The organism is Schaalia hyovaginalis, assembly GCF_014208035.1.
GTDB classification, from domain to species: Bacteria; Actinomycetota; Actinomycetes; order Actinomycetales; family Actinomycetaceae; genus Pauljensenia; species Pauljensenia hyovaginalis.
Genome location: NZ_JACHMK010000001.1, coordinates 77839 through 91160 on the forward strand (window position 1 = coordinate 77839; position 13322 = coordinate 91160).

Below are 13322 nucleotides of genomic sequence, written 5' to 3' on the forward strand. Positions count from 1 at the left end.
CTAGTCGGGCGGGGCGCTCACGTCCTCGGAACCCGTACGAGCGCGCGGCGGAGGGGAGCTCGCTCCCCTCCGCCGCGCATCGCGATCGACTCCGATCCCCGATCAGCGGGGCCTCGTCGAGGCCGACTCACTCCTCCCGCTGGAAGGACATCGTCGCCGCGTAGGTCTTCTCGGAGGGCCAGCGCTCCGTGATCGCCTTCGCTCGCGTGTAGAAGCGGACGCCCTCGGGCCCGTGGATGTGGGTGTCGCCCAGGAGCGAGTCCTTCCATCCCCCGAAGGAGTAGTAGGCGACCGGGGTCGGGATCGGGACGTTGACGCCGACCATGCCGGCCTCGACGTCGAGGGTGAAGCGGCGGGCGACACCGCCGTCGTTCGTGAAGATCGCCGAGCCATTCCCGAAGGGGGAGGAGTTGACGATGCTGATCGCTTCCTCGTAGCTGTCAGCGTGGACGATCGTGAGGACCGGCCCGAAGACCTCTTCGGAGTAGAGGGGGGCGTCGACACCGACGCCGTCGACGATGGTCGGTCCGAGGAAGAAGCCCTTCTCGTGCCCGGGGATGACGAGGGGACGCCCGTCGAGGACGATGTCGGCGCCACGCGCCTCGGCGTCGTCGATGAGACCGGTGATGCGGGCCTTCGCGGCCGCGGAGATCACCGGGCCCATCTCGACGCCCTCGTCCATGCCGTATCCGACGCGGATCTTTTCGGCGTGGGCGCGAACGCGGCGAGCGAGGTCGGGGCCGATGCCGCCGACGGCGACGACGACGGGGAGGGCCATGCAGCGTTCCCCGGCGGCGCCGAAGGCGGCCGCGGAGATGTGCTGAGCGGCGAAGTCGAGGTCGGCGTCGGGCATGACGATCGCGTGGTTATTCGCACCGCCGAGAGCCTGGACGCGCTTGCCGTGCGTTGTTCCGACTTCCTGGACGATCCGCGCGACGGGGGTCGAGCCGACGAAGGAGATCGCGTCGATGCCGGGATGGCGGAGGATGCCGTCGACGAGGGTTCGATTGCCTGAGACGACGTTGAAGACGCCGTCGGGGAGTCCGGCCTCCTTGTAGAGGCGGGCAGTGAGGAGCGCGGCCGAGGGGGTCGGGGATGCCGGCTTGAGGACGACCGCGTTGCCGGTCGCGATGGCGATCGGGTGCATCCACATGGGGACCATCGCGGGGAAGTTGAAGGGGCAGATGCCGGCGACGACGCCGACGGGCTGGCGGAGCGTGTGGATGTCGACACCGGTGGAGATGTCGAAGGAGAACTCGCCTTTGAGGGCGACGTTGATCGCAGTCGCGAAGTCGAGGGTCTCGCGGCCGCGCTGGATTTCGCCGATCGCGTCGGAGTAGTTCTTGCCGTGCTCGGAGACGATGAGCCGCGCCATCTCGTCTTGGTGCTCGAGGACGAGCTCACGCATGCGGAACATGATCGCGGTCCGCTTGGCGAGGGAGACCTTCGCCCACTCCTTCTGGGCGCGGCGGGCGACCTCGACTGCGTGGTCGAGGTCGGCGGCCGAAGCCTCGAGCAGTTCGCCGGTCTTCTCCCCCGTGCCGGGGTCGATGATGTCGCGGACGCCGACGGGGTCACCGGCGTATTCGGCTCCGTCGATCCAGTGCTTCACAGTGTTCATCGGTTCTTTCTCAACTCTCGTGTCCTCGGATCGGTCTGCCCGATCCCTTGGCGGGACCTTCGCGCGGCGGTCGGCGTCGACCGTGCTGCGGAGTTCCCCGGTCTCGGCGGGAGGGTCCCGTCGGGGGTCTATGTCATCTCGGGTGAGGGTCGTGGTCTGAACGGTGCTTCGGGCGAACCGCTGCGTTCATCCGACCTCCTTTCCCTTCTCCTTCGACGGAGGCTTGTACTCTGTTATTGTCACTTCAACATCGCAGAGATGTCAATCTTTGTGCGAACAAATTGAGACAATGGCAACGAACACTTCTCCCGCACCTTGGAGGTGCTGACATGAATCTCGACGAACCTTACGCACCGACGCTAGTCCTCGATCGCAACGCGGACGCCCCCTTGTACAGCCAAATTTCCGAACCCCTCGAACGGCTCATCGCCACGGGCACCCTCGCCCCCGGCCAGCTCATCGAGGACGAGGTCTCCATGGCCCAACGCCTCGAGGTCTCGCGGCCGACCGCCCGCCGGGCTCTCCAGGACCTCGTTGCACGGGGCCTCCTCACCCGTCGACGCGGAGCGGGCACCCGCGTCACCCCGACGCACGTCCGCCGCTCCCTTGGGCTCACCTCCCTTAACGACGACCTCCTGCGCGCCGGACTTACACCGAGCACCGAGGTCCTCTCCTACTCCGTCGCTCTCGCCGACACCGAGGACGCCGAACTCCTCCAGGTCGCAGAGAAGACCGAGATCGTCCGAATCGAGCGCCTCCGCTACATCGACGAGCAGCCCCTCGCCCTCCTCACGAATCTCCTGTGCTCCGATGTCGCCCCCTCGCTCACCCAGCTCGCCGACCACGGCCTCTACGCCTGCCTCGGCGAGCGGGGGATCCGCCTCGTCTCCGCGACCCAGGCGATCGGCGCGAGGACGGTCACGGCCGAAGAGGCCGAGAAGATGGCGATGAAGCCGGGCGACCCGGTCCTCACCATGGTCCGAACGGCCTACGACTCGACGGGCCGCGTCATCGAATACGGCAGCCACATCTACAACGCCTCGCTCTACTCCTTCACCTACACGCTCACCGACTCGCAGACGTCCTGACGCGAGAGTGGGCCCCACCGGCGGCGGGGCCCACTCTCCTGCCGAATTCCCTGTCAAGACCGTGGCGCGCAAATGACCGCCGGAATCCCCGGACGGGCCTTGATGAGCAGCCTTCCTCCTTCGCATGTCACCTGCGCCTCACGAGAACTCGCCCGCGACCAGTCATACCCTTCGGGAAGGTGCCTGATGACGTTCACGGTCTCATCGACAACAAGCGCAGCGTGATCATCGTGAATAAGCGCACGCGCCCACCCATCTGATGCGAACGCTCCTCTCAACACCCTTGAACCAACGAGCTCTTCCTTGTGCGGCCCCATGAACTCTGCCAAACCCTCGAGCGCCGCGCGCTGCTCATCGGGCAGGCGTCCATCCGCCCTCGGTCCCACATTCAGGAGGAGACGGCCACCTTTCGCGACGACGTCGACGAGATGCCGGACCGCAGAAGGTCCGTCGAGATACTGGTCTGCCCCCTCATTGCGATTGAAACCGAAGGACAGACCGACGCCTCTGCAGTTCTCCCACATCGCAGCATCTTCTGACTCCGAGAAATGCTGATACTCCGACGTGAGGAAGTCGGCGTGGACCCCTCCATAACGATCATTCGTTACTCCTTCGGGGCAGACCGAGTAGAAGTGCTCCATCAACCGACCGAGTCCGAATTCGCCGAAATTCTTTCCTTCGTCGGGCCAATCGATGTCGTTCCAGAAGACGTCGGGACGATAGCGATCAATGAGATCACGCGACTGAACGAAGGCGTAGCGCGCATACTCGGCATCGCGAGGTCGATAGGTATTCTCGCACTGCTCTTGAGTGAGAATCGGCGGGAACGGCCGGTAGTGCCAGTCGAGACCACCGGAGTAGTAGAGGCCAACATGAACACCCGCCTCCCTCACAGCATCACAGAAGTCTGCGACGATATTCCGCCTCGGCCCCCGCATGACCGTGTTCCGAGTGCCGGTTTCCGGAGCATCCCATAACGTAATGCCATCATGGTGCTTCGTCGTAAGCACTGCATAATCCCCACCTGCGCGTTTGAAGAGATCGACCCACGATCGAGGATCCCAGTCGGACGCATCCCACATATCAAGGAAAGAGTCATACTCAAGAGCGCCGTAAAGGTCGCGATGGCGAACCTGTGCCGGAGAATCGTCAATCCTCATCGTGTTGTAGTACCACTCCGCATAGGAATTATGAGTGAACCACTCCGTCCAGTCCGATTCCGTGCCGAGTTCGCCATGATCTTCAGCCCAGCCTGGAACCGAATACGCACCCCAATGAACGAAAAATCCGAGCGGACTTTCCACGTACCACCTGGGCACCGGCCGCTCAAGATCCGACCAAGACTTTGCCTTGTAGTTGACTTCGGTGGGAGCGAACTCCATTTTAACGACCTCCAAACGCGCCGAGCGCAACGCCCTTTTCAAGTTGTTTCTGCAAGAACACGACGATGAAGATTGACGGGATCGTCGTCAGCGTGACCGCTGCCATCATCGGCCCCCAATCCGTTCCACGTTCGCCAGAGAACATCTGGAGGCCGAGAGGAATCGTCGCAAGATTCGCATCATTGACGACGATGAGTGGCCAAAGGAAGGTCGACCAGTAGTCAATGAAAGAGAATACAGCCACAACCATGATAGGCGCCTTGAGCAACGGCAACAGAATCTGTGTCATGATCCGAAAGTCCCCACACCCATCGATTCGGGCAGCCTCTTCGAATTCGTGCGGCAATGACATGACGAACTGTCGAATGAGGAAGGCACCGAATGCACCGAAAGCGAACGGAACGATCAAGGCGAAGTACGAGTTGACGAGGCCGAGACGCTGCATTCCGATATAGAGGGGAATCACCAGGACTTCCTGCGGAAGGACGAGCGTCCCGATGAAGAGCATGAAGAGGTGATCCCGATATTTGAACCGAAGGCGAGCGAACGCGTAGGCAGACATCGTTGACACGAATACCGAAAGCAGGGATCCGGCGATAGAGACGATAAATGAGTTGAGAATCACTCTTCCGAAGGGGATCGAGGTCAAAGCTGAAGGGTAATTTGACCATTCGATCTTGGAGCCTGTGAGAGCCGCACCCGATGAGAAGACCTCGGCGGTCGGCTTGAGCGACGTGATGATCATCCAAACGAATGGAAAGAGAAACGCAGCCGCAATGACCACAAGGAGAACAGCGCCGATCACATTGGCAACTCTTCTACCAGTAGACTTCCTGGTGTGATCACGCATCGTAGTTCACCCACTTCTTCTGTTGACTGAATTGCAGTGCCGTGAGGAGCATGACGACAACGAAAAGCACCCATGCGAGAGCAGAGGCGTATCCGAGCTTGTCGAATGCAAACCCGTTCCTGTAGAGATACAGCACGACAGTGTTCGTCGACTCGCCTGGACCTCCAGCGGTGAGGAAGTAGGGCTGAGCAAAGACTTTAAACGCCCCGATCACAGTCATGATCGTGCAGAAGAACACCGTTGGAGAGATCATCGGAAAGACGATCTGGAAGAATCGTTGGAATCCGTTCGCGCCATCGATTTCTGCCGCTTCAAGAACCGAAGTATTCAAGCCATTCAGCCCGGCGGTCAGGACGACAATGTTATATCCAAGGCCCTGCCAGAGCGACATGATAAGCAGAGATGCCATTGCCAATGACGGGGTATTGAGCCAAGAAATCGGTCCGATCCCGAGTTTCCCGATCACTGCATTGACAACGCCTTGGTCCGAAAGTAGAAGACGCCAGATGAGAGCATTTCCAGCCATCGGCGTCACGACAGGAATGAAGAAGATGACTCTGAGCAGCCTCGACCAGAAGTCAGGAAGGTGTTGGAGCCAATAGGATAGTCCGAGCGAGATGACGAGGTTGAGCGCGGTGTAGGAGAGGGCGAACACAACAGTGTTGCGCATGACGGTCCAAAATGCTGGATCCTCGCCTTTGAGCATTCGCGAGTAGTTCGATACTCCCACGAAGTCCGCTCCCCCGAAGAGCGACCAGTCGAACAAGCTGATGATCGCCGATGCGATCAACGGAACGATGATGAAGCAGAGGAAGCCGAGCATGCCCGGCGCGAGATATACGGCGGCTTTCAGCCCATCCCCGTGTCTCCGCCGTGGCCGGCCCACGAAACCCTGGCGGGATTCGCGGACCGGCGAGGCATTCCTGGAGGCTTCTTCGCGAACAGGTACAGAGGCGTTCACGAGTCAGCTCCTATTCTTGAACGAATCATCAGTTCGAGGACTCTGCAATGGAGGTGAGGATGTCCTCGGCCGTCCTGGCTCCGCGGAAGCCTTCCGGGCTGTACTGAAGAAAGGACGTCGAGATCTGGTTCCATGCAGTGGTCGTCACGAGCGGTGTGCCGTTGTCGAGCAGATAGTTGATTGCTTCAACGTTGTCGGCCGGCTTGTCGGCAGCCCACTGGTCGACGACGCTTGAGACTGACGGCACCGTGCCCCGCGTTCCCGCGACCTTGCCGATGACCTCCGGCGTGACGAGCTGCATCAGGATCTTGAAGGCGCCTTCCTTGTCCTGGCAGCTCCGTGAGATGCCAAAGCCGGATCCCTGAATAACACCGATGGACTTGCCCGTCGGATTCGGAATGACGGCAACACCAAGGTTTTCTCCGAGAGCTTCCTCAAATGTCGAATACATCCACGGCCCGTCGAACAGCATTGCTGCCGAGCCGGACGTGAACGCACCCTGCGAAGGAGCATCACCGTCAGCCGCGTTCGGCGCCTGGGCAACTCCTTCCTTGGCGACGAGGTCGAAGGCGTACTGGACACCCTCAACGAATTCCGGCTCGGAAATCGTGACTTCACCGTCCTCCGAGACCGAACCGCCGAAGGAGAACCCGAGAGCGCCGGGAGCGTTATCCATGAGATTAGGCTTCACCGCCAGCCCCCATTTGCCATCTTTCGTCAGGGCCTTGAGATCAGACAGCCATTGCTCCGTCGAGTATGACGTCGTCGGCTCCTCAAGACCGGCATTTTTGAACATCTGTCGGTTGTAGTAGAGGACATCCGGCTCGGCGTCGTACGGAAGCGCAACGACGCTTCCATCAACAGTCATTCCCTTGATCATCGCCTCGTTATAGATCGAGACATCAACGCCGTTCGCTTCCATCAGATCATCCAGCGGAGCGAGAATACCGGCGAGCTCTTGAGCCCGGGCAGCCTGAGTAGTTAGCAAGCACGGTGCATCCGAAGCGACCATCCTCGTCTTCACCTTTGTGAAGTAGTCATTGAACGAAGGCCCTTCGAATTCGAGAGCGAAGTCAGGATTCACCTCTTTGGCGGCATCAACGAAGGCCTGCCACTGCTCACGATCTGACTCGGATGAAATCCAGGTGTACATCTTCGCAGTCTGGCTAGCGCCGGCACCTGACTGTGAAGTCCCCCCAGACGAGCATGCGCCGAGGAGAGCGAGAGGGAGAACGGTGGCACCGGCAATGGCGGCGCGCTTGAGGGATTGACGAGGTGTCATTCTCTGCATTTCCTTGCTGTTGACGGAACGGCAACCTCAACGTCGCCGCGCCTTGGAACCGTGAACAATCTGGGGGCGTGGCCGCCCCACCAGCGCCCTCACGAGGAGGGCCCGGCTTCGACTCCACTCGCCTTCGAGTGGGATGTCGCTCACGCTAGCATCGATTTGAGCGCACAACAAGCCTTTGTGCAAATAAAAGAACACTCCCCGCACGTTCGTACAGCTGCCCTGATCTTGTAGCTACTGGCTAGGTGATCTGCGCTTTCATCTCCACATTCACGATTCGGAGCGCTCTCATTGCCAGTTTCGTTACGAAAGCTGATCACGAATTATCCTCTATTTGTAACTTGATCCGACAATTGGAGCGACTCTCGACATGGCGAACCATGATCTTCACGAGACCCGGGGCCGCAGGTTGGCGCTGTTGGCTCCACTAGTCTTGGCAGAGAAGCGAGCACGACGAAGGAGTCGACCCATGGATCTCAGTATCGGCACCGGCACGACGAAGGCCGCCATTCAGCTTCAGGGCGCGATGACGACCGCGATCTTCGAAGCGGGCACAGAGCGGGAGTTCTCCCCGACCTACGTCGCGACGTGGAAGGGATTCCCGGAGGCGCCGATCCTCGACCGTCTTCGCGGAGATTTCCTCTGCGTCCCCTTCGGCGCGGCCCCCGCGAGCGCCGAGGAGCTCCCGGAGGGATGGCGCGAGGGGCACGACGGTGAGAGCCCGTGGATCCACGGCCCCTCCTCAAACCTCGAGTGGACGCCGATCGTCGTTGCGGAGGACTCGGCAACCCTCTCCCTCACCTACCCCGACGATTCCCCGATCGCCGGGCTCGAACGGACGGTGACCTGCCGAGAAGGCGCCGTCGAGTTCTTCGATCGGATCCACGTGCGGCGCGATTGCCGACTCCCCCTCGGCCTTCACCCGATCCTTTCCCTCCCGACGGAACCGGGCGCAGCCGCGCTCGAGACGCCCGAGGCCGGGGCCTTCTGGGTCCTCCCCCTCGATTCGGGGACGAGCGTCCTCGAAGTCGGTGCCGTGTTCGATGACCTCGGGGCCGCCCCCCGCGCTGATGGATCGACGATCGACCTCACGCGCCTTCCTTTGACGGTCGACGTCGACGAGATCGTCCTCATCGCCGGCCCGAAGGAGCCGAGGATCGCCCTCGTCAACAGGGCCGACGGCTATCGCGTCGCCGTCGAATGGGATCCGGAGCTCCTGGGGAACGCGATGCTGTGGATCTCAAATCGTGGGCGGAGCGCCGAGCCCTGGGGAGGAACGAATCTCTGCCTCGGCGTCGAGCCGATCACCTCCGCCTTCGACTTCGGCGAAGGGGTGTCCGCGGCGGACAATCCGTTGACGAGGGCGGACTACGCGACGGCCGTCGACCTCGAAGGGGGACGGACCTACGAGATTCGACACCGGCTCGTCGCCGAGCGGATCGACTGATCGGGCGGCAGCGAAGGCACTCGCCCTGATCGGGCACAATGGGGTCATGACGACCGCATCGGCGCGCTCACGCGACGAGGAGACGAACCTCGCGCTCATGGCCGATGTCGCCCGGCGCTACTACCTCGACGACGAGTCGAAAGTGCAGATCGCCAACGCCTTGGGGATGTCCCGATTCCAAGTCGCCCGCCTTCTGCAGGCGGCGAGGGCGAAGGGGGTCGTTCGGATCGAGGTCGAGCACCCGCTCCTCGGCGATGTCGCCCTCGCGCGGGAGCTCCGCTCCGCCCTCGAACTCGACGAAGTCCTCCTCGTCCGTGCGGACGAGGACGTCCAGGTCGAGCGGGAGCGCCTCGGCGAACGGGCGGCCCGCTACCTCTCATCGCGCGCGAAACGCGGACATCGCGTCGGCTTCTCCTGGGGGCGCACGCTCCTCCCCGTCGTCGAACGCCTCTCGGGCCTGCCGGAGATGGAATTCGTCCAGGTCTCCGGCATGGTGGGAAACGATCCGCTTCAGTCCCCCATCGGCATGCTCGCGACGATCTCGGCGAACTCGCAGCTCTCAACGAAAGCCCTCATCGCTCCGCTCTTCTCCACCACGGACGAGGGCGCGAACGCTGTCCGCCACGAGCCGGCGGTCGCCGAAGTCCTCGGCCTCTACGACTCCCTCGACGCCGCCTACCTCTCCGTCGGATCGTGGAAGAACCCGGCGATCAACCAGCTCGCCGAGCACATGACACCGGATGAGATCGCAGAACTCGACGACCTCGGCGCCGTTGCGGAGGTCGTGGGACTCTTCTTCGACGCGAACGGCGACTACATCGACACGGTGCTCAACCGCCGCCGCATCTCCGTGAGCGTCGACCAATTGAAGTCCACTCCCGAAGTCGTCGCCGTCGCCGGTCAGATCGGCAAGGCACGAGCGATCCGGGCGATCGCCGCTTCGGGGATCATCACATGCCTCGTGACGACGGACGAGGTCGCACGCGAGATCCTCGCGCGGGTCGCCGAAGGGGCCTGAGAGTCCCGCCGACGATTCAAAGGCGTGTTGCCGCTGCGCGTTCGACATGGAGGCCTTCAAGCCGAGGCTGAACCGGCACCGGTCGCGCTTTCCCGCGCAAGCGATGCGGCGATCCCCCGACCGACGCGAGGAGCTCCCCTCAGCTCGAGGCCATGTACTCCCGCACTGCGAGGTCGACGTAGAGGGCGGCCGACCAGGAGAACGCAGAGGCGGCCCCCTCGCAGCGCTGCCCGGTGGAGGCGTTCACGTATTCGACAGGACCCGCTGTTTCGATCATCTTCATGATCCCCGCGCGCAGCTCCTGCGCGAGCCGTTCATGCCCGCATGCCTGCATGCCCTCCGCGACGAGGTACGACGTATTCGCCCAGACGGGCCCGCGCCACATGACGTCGGCGCGGTAGGCGTCGTCGTCGAAGGACACGACGGGCAGCGAGTACTGCGACGAGAAGCGGTTCTCGGATCGGATGTCCTCGCTCAGGCTCCGAGCGATCCCTTCCGGAAGGCCTCCTGCGAATGATGCGAGCAAGTGGACGATCGTGCGATGCGGGATCCGCCGATGCGCGTTGCGCGCGACGAACATCTGCTCGTCCGCGTCCCACAGATCCAGCAGCAGACGACGGGTGTCCTCAGCGCGATGAGCGTGGCGATCAGCCTCGTCGTCGCAGTGCCCCAGCCCCTCGCGCCGCCACGAAGCGAGAATCTCATCCTGGCGCACGAGGTATGCCAGCAGGTCCGGCGTCTCAACGGGCAATTCGTAATCGAAGACGGGGCTGTCATCCAGACCTGAGGAATACGGGTGGGCGTACACGGGAGGGATCCCCTGGGCGAACCACCACTCCTGGCTCTTCGCGATCGAAGCGGAGAAGCGCTCGATCTGCTGGGAGCGCACCGAGGGCGAGGTGGATGCGAGCACCTTCTCCAATGCCCAGGCGGTCAACGGGGGCTTCGTGAGGGGCACGGCGCCGAGTCCGATGCTGGCCGAACCCTCCGCTTCCAGTTTGAGGCGGTCGGCGGGCGGCAGGTCATCGGATGAGGCCAGCACGCCCTCCTCGTGGACGACATCCGGGAGCTGACCGTCATCGCCCTGAAAGCGCATCGCGATCTCGAACTGCTCGAGGGCCAGATCCGGATCGCCGTGGGCCACGCCCATGGCGATGAAGTACGCGTCCCACTGCCACAGGCCCACGTAGCCGCGTTTCGAGGGCACGATGATCCGATGCCCGCGCCCATCGATCACCGTGTCGATGGTGTTGACCCCCAACGTCCACCAGCAGTGGCGCATTGCGGGGACGCGGTGGGGCGCGCACGCCGGCATGCGCGACATCCACTCGTCGACGACCCGATCCGCGCTCGCCCCGAAGTCCGCGAAGGAGTCGGATCCCCCGGATGGGCTCGTAGCGTCTTCCCCCTCGCGGGTCCGGCGTCCCTGAGAGGAGGCTTCGTCGTCGCACACGTCGACGATCAGGGCGTCGTCCTGCTCGGTGACGCTGATCCTCAGCGGATCGACGACCGTCAAGCGCCACGAGCCGGCGTGCTCGTCCCGCCCGAAGCAGATGCGTTCCCCCATGATCGCCAGCTCGGCTCCGCCGCTCCTCAGATGCGCTCCCTGAGCGATCCAGGCGGCCGCTTGACCGCCCTCGGACCGCCTGGAGGCGAAGGAGGCGATGACCAGAAGGCACGAATCGAGCAGAACTTCGTAACGCGCCTCGTAGATATGCAGATCAGTCCCGTTCCTGGTGACGAGCAGGCGCGAACGCGGAACGCTGAAGGCGACGTGGTCGAGATCCACGAAAGGCAGCTCGCAGCCGGGGGCGGCTGAAGGCAGGGCGTTCCCCGTCATCTTCCCCCCAGACCCGATGATGCCAACGACGACATGATCTGCTTCTGCCCGATGACGAATGCGATGAGCATGGGGATGGTCGATACGGCGGTCGCCGCCATGATCAGTCCCGTGTTGATGCCGCCGAACTGCCCTTGGAACTGCGAGAGCAGCAATGGCACGGTGAAGAGCTGGGATCGGTTGAGCAGGACCAGCGGCAGGAGGAAGTTGTTCCACGCATCGAGCGCCACGATGATCGCCAGGGCCCCCAGGCCCGGTCGGATCAGCGGAAGGATGATCTGCCAGTAGATGCGCAGACGCGAAGCCCCGTCGACGGTGGCCGCCTCCTCCAGTTCCTTGGGGATCGACAGGATGAATTGGCGGGCGAGGAAGACGCCGAAGGGGTTGACCAGGATTCCCGGGATGATCAGGGCCAGATGGGAGTCCACCCAACCGATTTTCGCCATCAGCAGGTAGAAGGGGACCAGGGTCACCTGCTTCGGGATCATCTGGCTGACCAGGACGACGCCGAAGAGCCAGCGGCTTGCGGGGAAGTCGATGCGCGCGAAGGCGTAGCCCGCCATTGACGTGGTGATCAGCGAACCGCAGACGATCGCGATCGTGATGTAGGCCGAGTTCGCGTAGGCCTGGACGAACGGCGCCTGGGTCCATGCGGAGGTGAAGTTCTGAGTGGTCCACGGATCCGGTATGAAACTCAGGGGTTCTTTAAGGATCTGCGGCAGTGTTTTGAACCCCGTGAGGACCATCCACACGAATGGCGCGAACATGGCGATGGCGCCGAGCGCCAGGACGAGGTGGGTGGCCAGGGACCCGAATCGCACTCGGGGCAGGGGGCGCGAACCTTCAGTTCTCATAGTGGACGAACCTCTTCTCGAAGCCGAACTGAATGATCGTGATCGCAGCGGACAAGATGAGCAGGATGACGGCCGCCGCCGAGGACATTCCCATCTGCCCCTTCTCAAGTCCCAGCTCGTAGATGTGGTAGACGATCGTGCGGGTCGCATTGTCCGGTCCGGCGTTCTTGACGAGGACGAAGACGATGTCGAACGCCTGGAGCGAGGAAATGAAGGCGATGATCGATTGGAAGAAGATCGTGGGGGACAGCATCGGCAGCGTCACCGATCGGAAGCAGCGCAGGGCCGATGCGCCGTCGATGGATGCGGCTTCCAGGACTGACGGACTGATGTTCTGCAGACCGGCTTGGAAGATCACGACGTTGAGTCCGAGCGATGACCAGATCGTCACGGCGCTGACGGCGACGAGCGTCAGACGGGGGTCGTTGAGCCAGTCGGGTGAATCCAGTCCGGTGATCGCCGCGATCGTGGTCGACAGCGCTCCGTCGACCCGCAGGAGTTGCTGCCAGATCAGCGCAACGGCCACTGACGAGGTGACGACGGGGGCGAAGAACATCATCATGTAGACGGTCTTGCTCCGGATCCGATTGAGCAGCACTGCGATCACGATGGCGAGGAACAGCCCTACGGGAACGGTGATGGCGGCCAGGCCGAGAGTATTCGCGACGGCTCTGATGAACAGCGGATCGCCGATCTGCTTGGTGAAGTTGGCGAATCCGATGAAGCGCAGGGGGCCGAAGCCGTTCCAGTCGGTGAAGGCGAGGGCGAAGGCGAGAAGGAACGGGATGAGCGTGAAGACTACGGTCCCGATGAATTGAGGGGCCAGGAAGAACACGGCCCAATAGGAGTCCTTGCGGCGCCACGGGGCGGTCGTGGAGGAGGCGCTTCGAGCACTCGGCTTGCGCGCATCCTCCACGAGCCGTCCCCGTTTACCGCCGGTCAGCGGAGGAGTGGTCATGGTGCTTCTACTCTT

At 62.7% G+C, this 13322-nt stretch carries 11 protein-coding genes; 3 read left to right on the forward strand and 8 right to left on the reverse strand.

Translation table 11 applies throughout. From position 1 onward, the window contains the following. Positions 1–127: 127 nt before the first annotated feature. Positions 128–1621, reverse strand: coding sequence for a CoA-acylating methylmalonate-semialdehyde dehydrogenase (locus tag HD592_RS00350; protein WP_184451225.1), 1494 nt, complete (start codon positions 1619–1621; stop codon positions 128–130). 329 nt (positions 1622–1950) lie between these two features. Between HD592_RS00350 and HD592_RS00355 the strand changes: the two genes are divergently transcribed. Then, a complete protein-coding gene (locus tag HD592_RS00355) occupies positions 1951–2709 on the forward strand; it encodes a GntR family transcriptional regulator (protein ID WP_184451226.1) in 759 nt (252 codons plus the stop codon). Between the two features lie 53 nt (positions 2710–2762). Here the strand turns inward: HD592_RS00355 and HD592_RS00360 are convergent, their stop codons facing one another. From HD592_RS00360 to HD592_RS00375, 4 genes are all read right to left on the reverse strand, one after another. After that, positions 2763–4091 (reverse strand): alpha-L-fucosidase, encoded by a 1329-nt coding sequence (locus tag HD592_RS00360; protein ID WP_184451227.1) that lies wholly within the window; start codon positions 4089–4091, stop codon positions 2763–2765. A gap of 1 nt (position 4092) precedes the next feature. Then, entirely contained in the window at positions 4093–4941 is an 849-nt protein-coding gene (locus HD592_RS00365) for a carbohydrate ABC transporter permease (RefSeq protein WP_184451228.1), read from the reverse strand. Beyond that, positions 4934–5764, reverse strand: a complete 831-nt coding sequence (locus HD592_RS00370; protein ID WP_184454285.1) for a carbohydrate ABC transporter permease — start codon at positions 5762–5764, stop codon at positions 4934–4936. Before HD592_RS00370 ends, HD592_RS00365 begins: the two co-directional genes overlap by 8 nt. Before the next feature lie 166 nt (positions 5765–5930). Then, positions 5931–7055, reverse strand: a complete 1125-nt coding sequence (locus HD592_RS00375) for an ABC transporter substrate-binding protein (protein ID WP_246429951.1) — start codon at positions 7053–7055, stop codon at positions 5931–5933. 604 nt (positions 7056–7659) lie between these two features. Between HD592_RS00375 and HD592_RS00380 the strand changes: the two genes are divergently transcribed. Further along, positions 7660–8637 carry an aldose epimerase family protein gene (locus tag HD592_RS00380; protein WP_184451230.1) on the forward strand — a complete coding sequence of 326 codons (978 nt, stop codon included), beginning with the start codon at positions 7660–7662 and terminating at the stop codon, positions 8635–8637. Between the two features lie 46 nt (positions 8638–8683). Next, positions 8684–9655: a sugar-binding transcriptional regulator gene (locus tag HD592_RS00385; protein WP_184451231.1), complete on the forward strand. Its 972-nt coding sequence runs from the start codon at positions 8684–8686 to the stop codon at positions 9653–9655. Between the two features lie 139 nt (positions 9656–9794). On the opposite strand, the gene HD592_RS00390 is transcribed toward HD592_RS00385, so the two are convergent. From HD592_RS00390 to HD592_RS00400, 3 genes are read right to left on the reverse strand one after another with little or no spacing between them, the layout of a single operon-like run. Further along, complete coding sequence (locus HD592_RS00390; protein WP_184451232.1) at positions 9795–11495, reverse strand: MGH1-like glycoside hydrolase domain-containing protein; 1701 nt, start codon at positions 11493–11495, stop codon at positions 9795–9797. Beyond that, positions 11492–12349 (reverse strand): carbohydrate ABC transporter permease, encoded by an 858-nt coding sequence (locus HD592_RS00395; protein WP_184451233.1) that lies wholly within the window; start codon positions 12347–12349, stop codon positions 11492–11494. The genes HD592_RS00390 and HD592_RS00395 overlap by 4 nt, the downstream gene beginning before the upstream one ends. Continuing rightward, positions 12339–13307: a carbohydrate ABC transporter permease gene (locus tag HD592_RS00400; RefSeq protein ID WP_184451234.1), complete on the reverse strand. Its 969-nt coding sequence runs from the start codon at positions 13305–13307 to the stop codon at positions 12339–12341. Before HD592_RS00400 ends, HD592_RS00395 begins: the two co-directional genes overlap by 11 nt. Positions 13308–13322: the final 15 nt, after the last annotated feature.

Excerpts from the sequence above, each read along its gene's own strand:
- HD592_RS00385 (WP_184451231.1), top strand. The coding sequence starts at position 8,684 with ATGACGACCGCATCGGCGCGCTCACGCGACGAGGAGACGAACCTCGCG.
- HD592_RS00390 (WP_184451232.1), bottom strand. The coding sequence starts at position 11,495 with ATGACGGGGAACGCCCTGCCTTCAGCCGCCCCCGGCTGCGAGCTGCCT.
- HD592_RS00350 (WP_184451225.1), bottom strand. The coding sequence starts at position 1,621 with ATGAACACTGTGAAGCACTGGATCGACGGAGCCGAATACGCCGGTGAC.
- HD592_RS00395 (WP_184451233.1), bottom strand. The coding sequence starts at position 12,349 with ATGAGAACTGAAGGTTCGCGCCCCCTGCCCCGAGTGCGATTCGGGTCC.
- HD592_RS00365 (WP_184451228.1), bottom strand. The coding sequence starts at position 4,941 with ATGCGTGATCACACCAGGAAGTCTACTGGTAGAAGAGTTGCCAATGTG.
- HD592_RS00400 (WP_184451234.1), bottom strand. The coding sequence starts at position 13,307 with ATGACCACTCCTCCGCTGACCGGCGGTAAACGGGGACGGCTCGTGGAG.
- HD592_RS00375 (WP_246429951.1), bottom strand. The coding sequence starts at position 7,055 with ATGTACACCTGGATTTCATCCGAGTCAGATCGTGAGCAGTGGCAGGCC.
- HD592_RS00370 (WP_184454285.1), bottom strand. The coding sequence starts at position 5,764 with ATGCTCGGCTTCCTCTGCTTCATCATCGTTCCGTTGATCGCATCGGCG.
- HD592_RS00360 (WP_184451227.1), bottom strand. The coding sequence starts at position 4,091 with ATGGAGTTCGCTCCCACCGAAGTCAACTACAAGGCAAAGTCTTGGTCG.
- HD592_RS00355 (WP_184451226.1), top strand. The coding sequence starts at position 1,951 with ATGAATCTCGACGAACCTTACGCACCGACGCTAGTCCTCGATCGCAAC.
- HD592_RS00380 (WP_184451230.1), top strand. The coding sequence starts at position 7,660 with ATGGATCTCAGTATCGGCACCGGCACGACGAAGGCCGCCATTCAGCTT.